The following is a 15,775-nucleotide window of genomic DNA, read 5'->3' on the forward strand; positions in this document are numbered from 1 at the left end:
TCAGCCCTCCGCCGCCCGGCCCTTCTGCGGGAAGAGTCCGCGGGGGCGCTTTTGAATGAACAGGATGATGAACACCAGCACGATGATCTTGGCCATCACGGCCCCGGCCCAGGGTTCGAGAACCTGATTGATCACGCCCAGCGAGAGGCCCGCCACCAGGGTGCCCCACAGATTGCCGACTCCGCCGAACACCACCACCATGAAGGAGTCGATGATGTAGTTCTGGCCCAGGTTGGGTCCCACGTTGGTGAGCTGGCTGAGCGCAACGCCGGCCAGCCCCGCCACTCCGGAACCCAGGGCAAAGGTGAGAATGTCGACCCGGGTGGCGCGGATGCCCATGGAGCGCGCCATGGCGCGGTTCTGGGTCACCGCCCGCACCTCGAGCCCCAGGCGGGTACGGCGCATGATCAGCATCAGTGCAGCGAACACCACCAGGGCGAAGCCGAGCACATACATACGGTTGAGCGTCAGAGAGAGCGCATCGTTGACGGCGATGGAGCCGCTCATCCACTCCGGTGTGATCACGGTACGGTTGAGCGGTGAAATACCGGTGCGCACCAGTTGCTGCAGGATCAGACTGATGCCGAAGGTGGCCAGGAGCGTTTCCAGCGGCCGCCCTTTCAAGAACTGAATGACGCCGCGCTCGATGGCGATACCCGCCAGCGCCGCGACCATGAACCCGGCGGGAATCGCCAGTATCAGGGCCAGCCCCGGCTGACCGGGTAGCAGTTGCTGCATGGCCCAGGTGGTATAGGCGCCCAGCATGATCAGCTCGCCGTGGGCCATGTTGATCACCCCCATCACCCCGAAGGTGATGGCCAGGCCGATGGCGGCGAGCACCAGCACCGAGCCGAGCGAAAGGCCGAAGTAGAGCGTCTCGGCGGCGCGGTTGACCTTGAGCATCTGTTCGATGCCGTTCAATGCCTCTCGGGCGGCGTCGGCCACGATCGGATCGTCGCCGTTGGTGGCACGGTTGAGGGCCACACGTACCCGGGAGTGCAGGCTGCCTTGCAGATCGTCTATGGCCTCGAGCTCACCCTGTTCGAGACGGTAAATTGCCAGTGCCTGAACCAGGCGTCCGCGCACCCGCGCATCAGGCTCCTCTTCAATTACCTCGGCCAGCGGACCGGCCAGATCGCCATCGACTTCACCCAGCAGACGCTCGGCGGAAGCGCGGCGCAGCCCGACGTCGGCGGCGTAGAGATCGACCACGGCAATGGCACTGCGCAGCTGGTTACGCAGCGCGTTGTTGATGCCGATGCGGTCCAGCTCGCGGCGAGACATCTGGCCCAGCGGCTCACCGCTCAGCGCATCCTGTACCGGCCAGTCACGTCCGGTATTGTCCAGCACCACCACGAAGCGGCCGTCACCGGCGCGCTGCAGGCGGCCGTCGAGCAGCGCCTGCAGCCAGTCGCGGGCGCGGGGATCGTCGCTGTGCACGATGGCATCGATGGCATCGCCCTTGGCGGGAAACGAATCGACATCCAGCGCCTCGAGCAGCGTCATGGCGGCGACATCGTCGTTCGGCGCGGCTTCCTGGGCCGCAGCGGGGGTCGTGATGGAGAGGCCGAGCACCAGCACGAGGCTCAGAGCGAGAGCCAGCAGCCATGAGCCCCGGCTCTGGGAGGTACGTTCATCCTCGGCGGCATCGGTGCCGGCCCTCGCCCCGGCCGTCGCTGGCCCAAGCATGGGGGGGTATCTCATCGGAGCGTTCCTCGGAAACGATGGAGAAGGCGTGCTCCCCCGCTGCACTTGGGCAGCGGGGGGCGGGGTACTGCTTACTCGGCGAGCGCCGCTTCGGCCTCTTCGGCCGCCGTGCTGCCACCACAGCGACCGGTAGCGACATTGAAGTTGCCGCAGCGCATCGGCGCCTGCCAATCGGCCATCAGATCGCGGGAGCCCGGCAGGTAATCGGACCAGGCATCGCCGGCAACCGTGGAGGGCGTCTGCCATACGATGTCGAACTGGCCGTTGTCCTGGATCTCACCGATCAGCACCGGTTTGGTGATGTGGTGGTTGGGCATCATCGCCGCATAGCTGCCGGAGAGATTGGGTACCACCACGCCAATGATGGCGTCCTTGATGGCATCGGGATCGGTGGTGCCTGCCTTGCGTACCGCCTCGGCCCACATGTTGAAGCCGATGTAATGGGCCTCCATCGGATCGTTGGTCACCGCCTCTTCGTCGCCGGTCCACTCGATCCAGGCGTCGATGAAGTCGTAGTTGGCATCGGTGTCCACGCTCATGAAGTAGTTCCAGGCGGCCAGATGGCCGACCAGCGGTGCAGTGTCGACACCGGTCAGTTCCTGCTCACCCACCGAGAAGGCGATGACGGGGATGTCGCCGGCGTCCACGCCCTGGTTGCCCAGCTCACGGTAAAACGGCACGTTGGCGTCGCCGTTGATGGTGGAGACCACCGCGGTGGGCTTGCCCTCGCTGCCGAAGCGACGCACCTCGGCGACGATGTTCTGCCAGTCGCTGTGCCCGAAGGGGGTGTAGTTGATCATGATGTCGTCATCCGCCACGCCGTGCTCTTCCTTGAGGTAGGCCTCGAGGATGCGGTTGGTGGTACGCGGATAAACGTAGTCGGTGCCGAGCAGCGCGAAGCGCTCGATTCCCATCTCGTTGATCAGGTAGTCCACGGCCGGAATGGCCTGCTGGTTGGGGGCCGCCCCGGTGTAGAAGACGTTCTCGGAAGACTCCTCACCCTCGTACTGCACGGGGTAGAACAGCAGACCGTTGAGCTCCTCGAACACCGGCAGCACCGCCTTGCGCGATACCGAGGTCCAGTTGCCGAAGACCACATCCACTTGGTGCTGTTCGAGCAACTCACGAGCCCGCTCGGCGAACAGTGGCCAGTTCGAGGCCGGATCCACCACCACAGCTTCGAGCTGACGTCCCAGCAGACCGCCCTGCTCGTTCTGCTGCGCGATCAGCATCTCCACGGTATCTTTAAGGGTCGATTCGCTGATGGCCATGGTGCCGGATAGCGAGTGCAGGATGCCCACCTTGATGGGGCCTTCCTCGGCCAGGGCCTGACTGGCGGACGCGAGGGAAACCGCTGCCATCAGAGCCAGGGTGGTGGAACGAAACGGGAAAGGCATGATGCGTCGGGAAGCGTTCAAGCGAACCTCCTTGCGCCCTCTGAGGGAGGGACTTGTTGTGAGGGATCATGTGCAGCCGGCATTGGCTACACAGCGCTAGGCATCCTGTCGTTGCAAAGCGTGCGCCATGATGCGGCAAGCTCTAAAAATTCTTTGCGTGACATTTAGTTGCACAAAGCTGCCAAGTAAAAATGCGTCACCTACGCACCTCAGACGTGCAGCTTTGGGCGCCATGAACGCGCCGCGACGGAGCGGCTGCACCACCACGAAGCACCATGGCGGTGCAGTGGGAAGAAGCGGAAACGAAAGCGGGGGCGCCGATCGCTCGGCACCCCCGTTTCAAGGCAGGAAGGTTCGGGTTGTCAGACGCTGCGGCGTGCCATCATGCGCTTGATCAGCGGCAGAGTCAGCGACAGCGCGGCAATGATCAGCAGCCACATGGAAATCGGCTTGTCGATGAAGATCGACCAGTCACCGCCTGAAATCTGCAGCGCCCGGCGCATGGACTCCTCCATGATGTCGCCGAGAATCAGCGCCAAGATCAGCGGAGCGGCCGGGAAGCCGAACAGGCGCATGCCCAGCCCCAACAGGCCGAAGCCGAGCAGGAGCAGCAGATCGAAGACGCTGAAGCTCATGCCGTAGACACCAAGCATGCAGAAGATAAGGATCAGCGACAGCAGCAACGGTCGAGGCATGTCGAGGATCTTGGCGATAAGCGGTATCAGCGGCAGGTTGAGCACCAGCAGGAAGATGTTACCCAGGTACATGCTCGCCACCACGCCCCAGAAGACGTCAGGACGGTCCACCAGCATGGCCGGACCGGGCGATACACCCATCACCAGCAGCGCACCCAGCAGCACCGCGGTAGAGCCGGAGCCGGGCACGCCCAGGGTCAGCAGTGGCACGAAGGAGCCGGTACAAGCCGCGTTGTTGGCCGACTCCGGCGCCGCTACGCCCTTGATGTTGCCCTTGCCGAAGGTGTCTCCATCCTTGGCCAGACGCTTCTCCATGCTATAGCCCAGGAAGGAGCCGATGGTGGCGCCAGCCCCCGGCAGCACACCGGTGAAGAAACCCAGGATCGAGCTACGGCCGATCGGTGCCGCGATCTCCTTCACTTCCGACTTCGACAGCTTGAGCGAGCCGATGGCATTGCGCGGCTGCTCCTTGCCACCACCGCCTCTGAGCAGCATGAAGAACACCTCGGTCAGGGCGAATATACCCAGCGCCACGACCAGGAAGTCGATGCCATCCAGCAAATGCACGGTGCCGAAGGTGAAACGCTCGGTACCGGTCTGCAGGTCGATACCCATGATCGAGATCATCACCCCGACCACGGCAGCGATCAGTCCCTTGATCAGCGACTTGTCGGACAGCGACACCACTGCGGTAAGGCCCAGCACCATCAACGAGAAGTATTCGGCGGGGCCGAAGCTTACCGCTACCCGACCCAGCAACGGCGCCACCAGCATCAGGAAGATGATGGAAACGGTGCCGCCAATGAACGACGCGTAGGCGGCAATGGCCAGCGCCTTGCCCGCCATGCCCTGCTTGGCCATGGGATAGCCGTCGAAGGAGGTCGCCACCGTACCTGCCACGCCAGGGGCATTGAGCAGGATCGACGAGGTCGAGCCGCCGAAGATCGCACCGTAGTAAACCCCCGCCATCAGGATCAGGCCCGAGGACGGCTCCATGCCAAAGGTCAGCGGAATCATCAGCGCCAGGGCGCTGATCGGCCCCAGACCCGGCAGCATGCCGATGATGGTACCGGCAAAGACGCCGGCAAAGACGTAGAGGATATTGATCGGCTCCAGCGCGATGCTGAAGCCGTACATCAGATTATTGAAAGCTTCCATGGGCTCACTCTCCGGCCAGTCAGATCGGCAGCACGCCGGTGGGTAGATAAACGCCCATGATGCGCGTCATGGTCAGATAGAGCCCCAGCACCACGCCCAGCGCCGTGGCCAGATTGACCCAGTGGCGACGGTAGCCGTAGTAAGCCGCCAGCCCGAAGACCAGGGCGACGGAAGTTAACACGAAGCCCACCGGCACCAGCAGCAATGCGTAGAGCGCCAGAGCGATGGCCGTGACCACCACACGCGCCCAGGGCCGCAGCAGCAATGGCTGCTGAAGTTCATTGGGATCCAGCGCTTCCGGCACGTCCTTGGCCTTGGGTTTCTCGAGAAACAGCAGCACCGAAAGCCCCAGCAACGTGAAGCCAAGCACCTTGGGGAAGAGGTCGGAATCGATCGGGCGCGGCAGCGGAAAGGAGGGAATCTGCCAGGCCATGGCCAGATAACCTACCGACAGCAGCGCCAGCAAGAGAGCAATGACCTGGTTGGAGTTGAGTCGTGTCATGGGAGTCGGTCCCGGGCTACCACCGCGTGAGCAGCGCCCAAGTTCTTGGCGTTCGAGAATGCCCGGACCTCGCTAGGCGAGGCCCGGACCCGGGAAGCGAAAATCGCGAAGCGTTGGTGGGTTATTCGCCCAGCAGGCCGAGGTCGCCCAGAATGGTGCTGAACTGCTCTTTCTGCTCATCGAGGAAAGCGCCGAACTCTTCGCTGTCCTGATAGGCATCGATCCAGCCCAACTGGTCGCGAGCCTGCTGCCAGCCGTCAGTCTCGAGCATCTGAGCGAACAGATCTTCGTAGTAGGCGACCGCCTCGGCCGGCATGTCCGGGGTGCCCATCACGCCGCGCCAGATATCGAAGGTGTAATCGATATCCTGCTCCTGGTAGGTCGGCACCTCCGCCAGAGCACCACTCAGACGCTCGGGGGCGGATACGCCCAGCGCGCGGATCTGGCTGTTCTCGCCGAGCTGACCGGAGGCTTCGCCGGCACCGGTGATCACCGCTTGCACGTGGCCGCCCATCAGGCTGGTCATGGCTTCGCCACCGCCGGAGAACGGGATGTAGTTGACGTCGGAAGCGTTCAGACCCGCCGCCGCCGCCAGACCGGCCATGGAGATGTGGTCCATGGAGCCCGGGGCGCTGCCGCCACCGACGCTGAGCTGGGGATTCTGTTCCATGGCTTCAATCAGCGACGGCAGATCCTCGTAGGGAGAGTCGTTGCGCACCAGCACGATGGAGTAATCGGTGATCAACCTGGCAATAGGCGTGAAGTTGGTGTGGTCGTAGCGGGACGCACCGGCCAGCGGCACCAGAATCATCGGCGGACTAGTGGCGAACAGCTTGTGCGGGTTGCCGCTGTCACGGGCGATCTGGGCCCAGGCCACCGCACCGCCGCCGCCCGGTACGTTGATGGCACCGAAGCTGCGCTCGGCCAGCCCCTCTTCCTGGATGACGCGGGTGGTGGTGCGCACCAGGGTGTCCCAGCCGCCGCCGGGGTTGGCCGGGGCGATGAACTCGATATTGCGGGTCGGGGTCCACTCGTCGGCCTGAGCCGCACTGCTCATGCCCACCACCGCAGCGAGCGGCAGCACGATGGCACTGAAACGGGTGAGGTGTTGCTTGGCAGTCATGGCGTTCTCCTGGATAGGATCTTGTTGTGACAGCGGGTCTGATGCCCACGTACAGGTTGAACGTTAGAAGAACCAGATACGAAGCGGCAAGTTTATGGGCATAAACGATAAATTGTTCGTTGTGAGCATTTTGTTCATTTTGCTCACGGGGCGCCTTACCACCCTCAGCCCTCTTCGCACCAGGCCGCCGCATCACCTACCAGGCGGTAGCGTCTTTCAGGTCTCCCTACATCACCGTAGCCCAGATCTGCGCCAACTACCTGCACCGACACCAGAAATTCCAGATAGCGTCGTGCAGTGGAACGGCTCGCCCCCATGGCACGCGCCACGTCCATGGCCGCCAGAGGCTTGCCGGCGCTGTCCAGCGCCGCCACCACGGCACGCAACGTCAGACGATCGATGCCCTTGGGCAGGCTACGCGCGGCACTGCCCGACGTCCCCTCCGGTCGCAGCCTGGCCAGTACCCGGTCGAGTTCCTCTTGATTGAGCTCGTGACGTGCCGCCAAGGCTTCGCGCTCACGACGAAAGCGAGCCAGCATCTGCGCCATGCGCGCCGCCTCGACCGGCTTGATCAGGTAGTCGAAGATTCCCCCGCGCAGCGCCTCGGAAATGGTATCGACCTCCCTCGCCGCGGTGATCATGACGATATCCACGTGCACATGATCCCGGCGCAGCGCCCACAGCAGTTCCAGCCCTTCCACATCGGGCAGGTAGGCATCCAGCAGCACCAGATGGACCTCTACTGCGTGTTGCGCCATCAGCTCACGCGCTTCGGCGCCACTGCGAGCCATCCCCACGACTCGGAAGCCCTGGCTCTGCTCGATGAAGGCGCGATGTATCTCGGCGATGCGGAAATCGTCTTCGATGATCAGGATGCCGTATTCTTCAGGCGTCGAGCCTGCCTCGTACATTCTCTCCCCCATAAATATTGGCATTATGATAATGGGTGGTCGGCTTGCACCGGCTGCACGGTGCGACACAGAGAGCGAGAGAGCACCACCGTGAAACAGGCACCGCCCAGTTCGCTTTCCTCCAGCGTGATCGCTCCACCATGTTCGCGACACAGACGATTGACCAGCGCCAGACCGATGCCGCGGTGCTTGCCGGGCTTGGTGGAAAAACCTTCCTTGAAGATCGCCTCGACGTGTTCGGGCGGCACGCCGGGGCCGTTGTCCTCCACTTCGATCAGCACCTGTTCACCGAGATCGGTGAAGAACAGCCGCACCTGCCCCTTTGCCCCACCCTTACGCACCTCATGGAAAGCGTTGTCGATCAGGTTGCCGATCACCGTCATGACGACTTCCTGGCCGGTGAGGGTCAGCGCGGTGGAGAGCGAACTCTGCTCGTCGATCTCGAGATGTACGTCGAGCTCCCGCGCCCGGGTCAGCTTGCCCAGCAGCGTGCCGCTGACCACCGGGTCGGCCACGTGCTTCATCAGGAAGGTCATCTGGGCCTGCTGACGCTCGCTCTCCTGGTGAATCAGCGCCAGGGCGTCTTCGACTCTGTCGAGCTGCAGCATGCCCGAAATGGTGTAGAGCTTGTTGGAATACTCATGGGCCTGGGCGCGCAGCATGTCCACGTCGCGGCTGGCAGCGCTCAGTGCATCGGAGAGCTCGACGATCTCGCGGCGACTGCGGAACGTCGCCACCGCCCCTTCCACTTCGCCGGCGTCGACGATCGGCACCCGGTTCACCACCACGGGATGATCGCCCAGCCACATCTCCTGATCGAACTGCCGCTCGCCCCGCTCCAGCACCTCGGAGAGACGCGAGTTGGGCACCAGCTCCTGGATCGGCCGCCCCAGCACCTCTTCCTCAGGTGGCAGACCGAGGAAGCGCCGGCCCTGCTGATTCACCAGGGTGATCTGCCCTTCGCGGTTCACCGCCAGAATCCCCTCGTGAATCGACTGCAGGATCGCCTCCTTCTCCATCGCCAGCCGCGCGATCTCGTAGGGCTCCAGGCCGAGAATCACCTTCTTCAGATGGCGCGAGAGCAGGTAGGCACCGGCGAAGCCGAACACGATCATCAGCGCCACCAGCCACCACCCCAGGCTGGTGTGCTCGACCACGTCCATGGCCACGCGGTCGAGCATGAAGCCCACCGAGACGATGCCGATGATGTTGCCTTCGGCATCGAATACCGGGGTCTTGCCGCGCATCGCCTTGCCCAGCGAGCCGACCGCCTCGGAGACGTAGGACTCGCCGTGCAGCAGTGCCCGGTCATTGTCGCCGCCGACCATGGACTCGCCCAGGCGCTCCGGCAAGGGATGGGAGTAGCGCAGGCTCTCGGTATTGCCCACCACCACGTAGCGGGCTCCGGTTTCGCGGCGGATGCGTTCGGCGATGGGCTGGATGGTGGCGCTGGGATCGGGGTCGTCGAAAGCGGCGATCAATTCGGGGATGCTGGCCACGCTGAGCGCCACGGCCAACGCGCGCTCGCCCATCTGGTGGCTGATGATCTCGCCCTTGCGATGATTGAGATAGGCGCCCTGGGCCAGCAGCATGGCGGCGAGCAGCACACCTACCAGCAGCATCACCTGCAGGCGAAAGCTGCGCGTCAGCCAGTTACGCCGCGCACGCCCGCGGCGGAGACTTTGAAGCTCGGCAATGGATTCACTGCGCGGGGAGGACATCAGCGAAGCTCGACGTGAACGAAAGCTTCATTGTCGCATGGCTGGCCGGCCGAGGCATCCGCCAACCGGCCTCGCTCATTCGGGGGTCAGGCGTACGTTCACCACACCGGGGCCGATCATGTCGAGCTCCTCCGCCGCACGGCGCGAGACGTCGATGACCCTGCCGCGTACGAAGGGGCCGCGGTCGTTGATGCGCACCACCGTCTCACGACCGTTGTCCAGCCGCGTGACGCGCACATGGGTGCCAAACGGCAGGCTGCGGTGGGCCGCCGTCAGTGCGTTGCGGTCGTGGCGCTCACCGCTGGCGGTCTGGCGGCCGTGATAGCGGTCGGCATAGAACGATGCCTGGCCCTGCTCACCGTTCCAGCCGGACGGTGCCGAGACGCGCTCGCCCTGCCCGCCGCCGCGCCCGGCACAGCCGGCGATCAGCACGGACATGAACAACACGAGCGCGACTCTCATCATCTCTCTCACCTCGCAGGACGTTCCCAACGAACCGGCCCGACATTAGCGCCAAGCTCGACGACAGGCAAGCACTCAGCCGGCCAGCGTACGCCGCAGCCGTGGGCTCACCAGCTCGCCCAGCAGAGTGATCAGCACAAGCACGCCCAACAGCCAGGGCCAGTGCATGCCGAACTCCAGACGCGCGATGCCCAGCGCATCGACGAAGATCACCAGAATGCCCAGCGGGCTGACGTAGCGCACCATGAACAGCCACAGTGCATGCCAGTGGGCCGAGAGGCCCAGCTCCTCGCGGAAGCTCTCGCTCTTCAGCACGAAGCCGGCCAGCAGCGCCATGCCCAGGCCGCCCAGGGGCATCATCCAGCGCGAGGTGAGGTAATCCAGCCAGTCGAAGAAGTGGCGGCCGGCCAGGGTCCAGTCCGCCCCCAGATTGAACGACAGCATCGCCAGGGTGCTCACCAGCCACAGCACGAGCCCGGTGGCCCAGGCCGCCGTACGCCGGCTGATGCCCTTGTTGTCCACCAGCCAGGAGACGGTGGCCTCGACCATGGAGATCGACGAGGTCAGCGCCGCCATGGAGAGCATGACGAAGAACAGGATGCCGAACAGCGTGCCCAGCGGCATGGCCTGGAACGCCAGCGGCAGGCTCATGAAGATCAGGCCCGGCCCCTCGCCGGGGTTCATGCCGTTGGCGAAGATGATGGGGAAGATCGCCAGCCCCGCCATCAGCGCCACCAGGGTATCGGCAATCGCCACACTGAAGGTGGTGCGCGCGATGGAGGTACGCGACGGCAGGTAGCTGCCATAAGTGAGGATGGCACCCGAGGCCAGCGACAGGGTGAAGAACGCATGGCCCAGGGCGGCCAGCATGCCGTCGCTGGTCAGGCTACCGGCGTTGAACGAGAACAGGAAACGCCAGGCCTCGCCGAAGCCGCCGGAGAACACGCCGTAACCGATCAGTATCAGAAGCATGATGACCATGCCGGGCATCATCCAACTGACGCTGCGCTCGATGCCCGCCTGCACCCCCTTGCCCACGATCAGCATGGTCAGCAGCGTTACCAGGGTGCTCCAGAACCCAAGATTGAAGGGGTTCTCGTTGTTGCCGACGAAGATCGCCACCATGTCGTCCACGCCGCTACCGGCGAGCTGGCCGGTAAGCATCTTCCACAGATAGGAGAACGACCAACCGGCCACCACCACGTAGAAGGAGAGGATCATGAAGCCGGCCAGCATCGCCATCCAACCCAGCAGCGACCACAGCGGCGAACGCCCCGACTCCGTCACCACGCGGCGTACCGCATCGATGGGGCTGCCGCGGCCGCGCCGACCGAAAGCGATTTCGGTCATCATAACCGGCACACCCACCGCCAGGATGCAGGCCAGATAGACCAGCACGAAAGCGCCGCCGCCGTGCTCGCCGGTGATATAGGGAAACTTCCAGATATTGCCCAGGCCGACGGCAGAGCCGGTCGCCGCCAGCACGAAGCCCCAGCGGCCCAGCCACTGAGCGCGAGGTTGTTGGGTAGTCGTCATCGTGTCACCAGGGGGAGTTGTTATCGCGCGGACGCAGCAATATGCCCGCCATATTGTCAGGTTTGCAACGTCATTTATTGTCTAGCATTGTAATTCCATGACATCTGCCTGAGGACAGATAAAAAAACGGCTCCCGTCCGATGGGGCGGGAGCCGTGGCGTGGATCAGTCGGCCTTGAGAACGCCGCGCCGGATCTGATCCTCTTCGATGGATTCGAACAGGGCTTTGAAGTTGCCCTCGCCGAAACCGTCATTGCCCTTGCGCTGGATGATCTCGAAGAAGATCGGACCGATCACGGTCTCGGTGAAGATCTGCAGCAGTACGCCTTCGTCCGGACCGCCGTCGATCAGCAGGCTCAGCTCGCGCAGGTCCTCGACGTTCTCTTCGTGGTTGGGCACGCGAGAATCGACCTTCTCATAGTAGGTGTCTGGGGTGGTGAGGAAGGTCACGCCGTTGGCGCGCAGGCCGCGCACCGTGGCATAGATGTCGTCGGTGGCCATGGCCAGGTGCTGGATGCCCTCGCCGTTGTACTCGCGCAGGAATTCGGCGATCTGCGAGGTGTCGTCGGCGGACTCGTTGATCGGAATATGCATCTTGCCGCAGGGCGCGGTCATGGCACGGGAGTGCAGGCCAGTCTTCTTGCCCTTGATGTCGAAGTAGCGGTTCTCGCGGAAGTTGGCGATCTCGGTGTAGAAATCGGCCCACACGTCCATCTGGCCGCGGTCGACGTTGTGGGTTAGGTGATCGAGCACCTTCAGGCCCACGCTGTTGTCGTTGGGCGAACGGCCGGGAATCGGCTCGAAGTCGATGTCGTAGATGGTGCGCCCTTCGCTGTCGACCTTGTTGTCGACGAAGTAGAGCAGCGAGCCACCGATGCCGCGCACCGCGGGAATGCCCACCTCACCGGGGCCGATCGGGTTCTCCACCGCCTCGGCACCGTGGGCCAGGGCGTATTCGAAGGCCTGCTTGGCATCGGCCACCTTCCAAGCCATGGCGCAGGCACAGGGGCCGTGCACCTTGGCAAACTCGGCAGCATGGCTGTCGGGCTCGGCGTTGAGCACGAAGTTGACGTTCTCCTGCTGGAACAGGAACACCTGCTTGGAGCGGTGCTTGCGCGTCTCGGTGAAGCCCATGCGATTGAACAGCGCACGCAGTTCCTCGATACCTTCGGCGCTGGGGGCGCTGTACTCGACGAACTCGAAGCCGTTGGTACCGATCGGATTGTCTTGTGAAATCGGTGAAACGGTCTTGGCGGGTGCGTTCATTGTTTCCTCCAGGGGGTGGACATTGTTGTGCAAGCGCAGTGTCTGCGTCGGGTTCGGCACCCCTCGAGGTGCCGACTGGTGACTCCAGACTAGTGCGCGCCCTCTCCCCGAGAAACGCCCGGCGAGCGCCTTTGGCAGCGCCCGCTGGGGATAACTCGCCTGCGCCATGTAAAAGAACCCTTACAGCTGATCCAAGTGCGACGATACCGCACTTCGGGCGGTGCGATATCGTGACAGGGCGTAAAGCCCTCTTTACACTTGAGCCCTAAGGAAGCGCTGAACAAATCGCCGAGCGAGATGAAGCGCAAGGCGCACGGAGCACAGGAACCGGAGCATATGGGGTATATGTGAGGATTCCGAGCACCGCGCAACGCAGCGATTCGCTCGCGTAGGCATTTGTGCAGTGTTTCCCTAAATCATTGCTCCACTCGCCAGCCTCCACGCCACCCAGGCCAAAATGAGCCCGATCACCAGGTCGATGGCGCGCCACACTCGCGGACTGGCCAGCCGTGGCGCCAGCCAACCCGCTGCCGCGGCCAGACCGAAGAACCAGCCGAATGAAGCCATCGCCGCACCGATGAAGAAACCCAGCGGACTCGGCTGCACCGCGCCGATGGCGCCGAGCAGTACCACCGTTTCGAGATAGACCTGCGGATTGAGCAGGGTCACCGCCAGCGTTGCCGCCAGAGCGGCCTGCCACGACTGGATGCCGCCGCCACCCGCTACCAGCGCCTGGCCGATGAAGACCCGACGAAACGCTAGCGATGCCTGCCAGGCCAGGAAGGCGGCACCGGCCCAACGCGCCACTTCCATCAGCGTCTCCTGCTGGGCGATCAATATGCCCAGGCCCAGCACGCCGACACCGACCAGCAGCCAGTCGCACAGTGCACAGACCCCGGCCACCAGCCAGGCATGCTGCCGGCGCAGGCTCTGCTGCAGCACGAAGGCATTCTGGGCACCGATGGCGACGATCAGCCCGGCGCAGATCAGCAACCCGTTGAGCCATGACAACCACATCGTTTTTTCTCCCTGGCAAGTCGATGCCGCCAAGGCTAAGCTCTCTGCCATAATTAGAGAAATGAATAAAACAACTAGGGAATAAGCATTACTGATGCTCGACTACAAACTGCTCGAGGCGCTGGTGGCGGTGATCGATCAAGGCGGTTTCGAACGCGGCGCGCGATATCTGGGGCTCACGCAATCAGCGGTGTCGCAGCGTATCAAGCTGCTCGAGGCGCGCCTGGGCCAGCCGGTGCTGGTGCGCAGCCCACGCCTCGCGCCCACCCCGCTGGGGCGGAAGCTGCTCAACCATGCCCAGCAGGTACTGCTGCTGGAAGGCGACCTGCTCGGCGAGGTGCCGGCGCTCGGCAGCGGCGAGCAGCGCCTGCGCCTGGCGATCAACGCCGACAGCCTGGCCACCTGGTGGCCGGAGGCCATCGGACGCTTCTGCGAGCGTCATCCCGTGCTGTTCGATCTGGTAGTGGAGGATCAGGAGGTGGCGTTAAAGCGCATGCGCGACGGTGACGTGGCCGGCTGCATCTGCGACTCGCCCACGCCAGTGCAAGGCGCACGCAGCCACCCACTCGGCAGCATGCGCTATCGCGCCCTGGCCAGCCCCAGCTTCGTGGCACGCCATTTCGGCGATGGCGTAACCCCGGAGGCGCTGCGCCGGGCGCCGGCCATCGTGTTCGGCCCCGACGACCGCCTGCAACATCGCTACCTGGCCATGCACGGTGTGGAGCCGCCCTTCCCCCATCACCTCTGCCCTTCTTCGGAGGGTTTCGTCGGCCTGGCCCTGGCCGGACTCGGCTACGGCATGGTGCCGGAGCGTCAGGCCCAGCGCGAACTGAGCGAGGGCCGGCTGCAGGAGATCGACGCGGGACCACACCTGGCCGAGGGCCGGCTGATCGATCTCTCGCCGGGCCAGGTGATCGACGTGCCGCTCTACTGGCACCACTGGCGCCAGGGCGGCAAGGTGCTCGACACCCTCACCGACCACCTGCTGCGCCTCGGCGATGCCTGGCTTACGCCGCTCTCCAAGATATAAGCGCCACGGTCTGCACGGCGAGGAACGAAGCGCTCAACCGTTACGCAGCTTGGTCTCGACACTCGAAACCTTGTCGGCCATGGACTGCTCGCGGTCGGTGCGGGTACCCAGCTTGATGGTGGTGGTGATACGCGGCGCACCCATCTCGTGCACCACCTCGTGGCAGCGCTTGACCACCGCCATCACCTCATCCCACGGCCCCTCGATGTTGGTGCCGTAGGCGTGCATGTTATGTTCCAGGCCCGAGGCCTCGATCACCCGCTGACAGGCGGCGATCTGCGGCGAGACCGACACGCCCACTCCCAGCGGGACGACGCAGAGATCGATGATGACGTGCATGGCAAGACGCTCCTTCTACAATTCACCAAATCAAGATATTCGTAACCGGCACATCAATGAGCACGACAGGACATCACTGGCACTCTGTCATACAGTCTTGTCATCTGGTGGGCGGATGTAAACGTGATCGAGGCTTTCCTCAGGGAAAGCAAAACTTCCCGGCCGCCAGAAGCGAGCTTCCACGCTGCCATGGGCTAGCACAGGAGCCTTAAGATTGATTTCTCCCTGACTTTGGTCCTCGCGTCCGAAATCAAGAAGCAACGAGGCAAGTTCACATAACCCCTCAGGCGTTGTCGCTACGATGAGCTGATCGGCTTCGGCACGCCTGCGCCGATGGCGTGCCTCTTGGTCCGACCAACCGAAATAGAAGCCGGGAAAGTCGATTTCCTCCAGTGCTCGCGAATCATGACTCAACGGGTGGCGATCGACCTCCTTGGGGCTGTATTTGAAGGAGATATAGCGAGGTGGAGCTTCAGTCTTGAGAAAGTAATGGCGATGATGAACCATGCGGTCGCATATCACGTATAACTGTTTTAGAGAATTTCGAGGGTGGGTCAAATTCAACCCCGCCCACTCCCTGCCACTGAAGAGCAGATGCAGCAGCCACAACCCCATTTTCTGCCAGCTTTCCGGCAGCCCATACCACTCCACCGAGGGGTAATTCAGCAAAATCTCGAATGGCGACTCATCATCTTCCCCAGCCGCACCGGCGAAACCAAGGGAGCGTTGACGAAACGGATCGAGAAGAAGCCCATCGAAGTCAACTTGGTTAGCCAAACTCGCAGAAAACTGTGAAGGCTCAAACCGGTAGCTATCCTTCGTCGGTGGGCACTTCAACATATCGAGCAATGCAGTATATGCATTATTCACTCACCAGCCTCCCCTTCTCCATACGCCTGCATTCCCACCCCC

Annotated in this window: 14 protein-coding genes; 1 reads left to right on the forward strand and 13 read right to left on the reverse strand. The window is 63.4% G+C overall.

The window, feature by feature from the left end; all coding sequences use genetic code 11:
• The 11 genes from urtB to HOP59_RS16005 all read right to left on the reverse strand — a co-directional run bounded on the left by urtB (position 1) and on the right by HOP59_RS16005 (position 13,494).
• Positions 1–1,704 (reverse strand): urea ABC transporter permease subunit UrtB, encoded by a 1,704-nt coding sequence (gene urtB, locus HOP59_RS15955; protein ID WP_234254598.1) that lies wholly within the window; start codon positions 1,702–1,704, stop codon positions 1–3.
• Positions 1,705–1,778: 74 nt separating this feature from the next.
• Positions 1,779–3,068 (reverse strand): urea ABC transporter substrate-binding protein, encoded by a 1,290-nt coding sequence (gene urtA / locus HOP59_RS15960; protein WP_370542920.1) that lies wholly within the window; start codon positions 3,066–3,068, stop codon positions 1,779–1,781.
• 398 nt (positions 3,069–3,466) lie between these two features.
• Positions 3,467–4,957, reverse strand: coding sequence for a tripartite tricarboxylate transporter permease (locus HOP59_RS15965; protein ID WP_010628268.1), 1,491 nt, complete (start codon positions 4,955–4,957; stop codon positions 3,467–3,469).
• A gap of 19 nt (positions 4,958–4,976) precedes the next feature.
• Positions 4,977–5,459 carry a tripartite tricarboxylate transporter TctB family protein gene (locus HOP59_RS15970; protein WP_010628267.1) on the reverse strand — a complete coding sequence of 161 codons (483 nt, stop codon included), beginning with the start codon at positions 5,457–5,459 and terminating at the stop codon, positions 4,977–4,979.
• A 121-nt stretch (positions 5,460–5,580) separates the two neighbouring features.
• On the reverse strand, positions 5,581–6,582 hold the full coding sequence (locus HOP59_RS15975) for a Bug family tripartite tricarboxylate transporter substrate binding protein (protein ID WP_234254599.1): 1,002 nt from the start codon (positions 6,580–6,582) through the stop codon (positions 5,581–5,583).
• Positions 6,583–6,746: 164 nt separating this feature from the next.
• Entirely contained in the window at positions 6,747–7,493 is a 747-nt protein-coding gene (locus HOP59_RS15980) for a response regulator (protein WP_234254600.1), read from the reverse strand.
• 23 nt (positions 7,494–7,516) lie between these two features.
• A complete protein-coding gene (locus HOP59_RS15985) occupies positions 7,517–9,214 on the reverse strand; it encodes an ATP-binding protein (protein WP_234254601.1) in 1,698 nt (565 codons plus the stop codon).
• A gap of 75 nt (positions 9,215–9,289) precedes the next feature.
• Positions 9,290–9,679: a septal ring lytic transglycosylase RlpA family protein gene (locus HOP59_RS15990; RefSeq protein ID WP_010628263.1), complete on the reverse strand. Its 390-nt coding sequence runs from the start codon at positions 9,677–9,679 to the stop codon at positions 9,290–9,292.
• A 72-nt stretch (positions 9,680–9,751) separates the two neighbouring features.
• Positions 9,752–11,212, reverse strand: a complete 1,461-nt coding sequence (locus HOP59_RS15995) for a sodium-dependent transporter (protein ID WP_234254603.1) — start codon at positions 11,210–11,212, stop codon at positions 9,752–9,754.
• Between the two features lie 164 nt (positions 11,213–11,376).
• Entirely contained in the window at positions 11,377–12,477 is a 1,101-nt protein-coding gene (gene hppD, locus HOP59_RS16000; RefSeq protein ID WP_010628261.1) for a 4-hydroxyphenylpyruvate dioxygenase, read from the reverse strand.
• Positions 12,478–12,888: 411 nt separating this feature from the next.
• Complete coding sequence (locus HOP59_RS16005; RefSeq protein WP_234254604.1) at positions 12,889–13,494, reverse strand: LysE/ArgO family amino acid transporter; 606 nt, start codon at positions 13,492–13,494, stop codon at positions 12,889–12,891.
• 94 nt (positions 13,495–13,588) lie between these two features.
• Here HOP59_RS16005 and HOP59_RS16010 point away from each other — a divergent pair, with 94 nt between their 5' ends.
• A complete protein-coding gene (locus HOP59_RS16010) occupies positions 13,589–14,524 on the forward strand; it encodes a LysR family transcriptional regulator ArgP (RefSeq protein WP_010628259.1) in 936 nt (311 codons plus the stop codon).
• A gap of 33 nt (positions 14,525–14,557) precedes the next feature.
• On the opposite strand, the gene HOP59_RS16015 is transcribed toward HOP59_RS16010, so the two are convergent.
• Both HOP59_RS16015 and HOP59_RS16020 read right to left on the reverse strand, forming a co-directional pair.
• Positions 14,558–14,863: an MTH1187 family thiamine-binding protein gene (locus HOP59_RS16015; RefSeq protein WP_010628258.1), complete on the reverse strand. Its 306-nt coding sequence runs from the start codon at positions 14,861–14,863 to the stop codon at positions 14,558–14,560.
• Between the two features lie 87 nt (positions 14,864–14,950).
• Positions 14,951–15,733: a hypothetical protein gene (locus HOP59_RS16020; RefSeq protein ID WP_234254605.1), complete on the reverse strand. Its 783-nt coding sequence runs from the start codon at positions 15,731–15,733 to the stop codon at positions 14,951–14,953.
• Between the last annotated feature and the right edge of the window lie 42 nt (positions 15,734–15,775).

It is taken from the genome of Billgrantia aerodenitrificans, from assembly GCF_021404405.1.
Classification (GTDB): domain Bacteria; phylum Pseudomonadota; class Gammaproteobacteria; order Pseudomonadales; family Halomonadaceae; genus Halomonas; species Halomonas aerodenitrificans.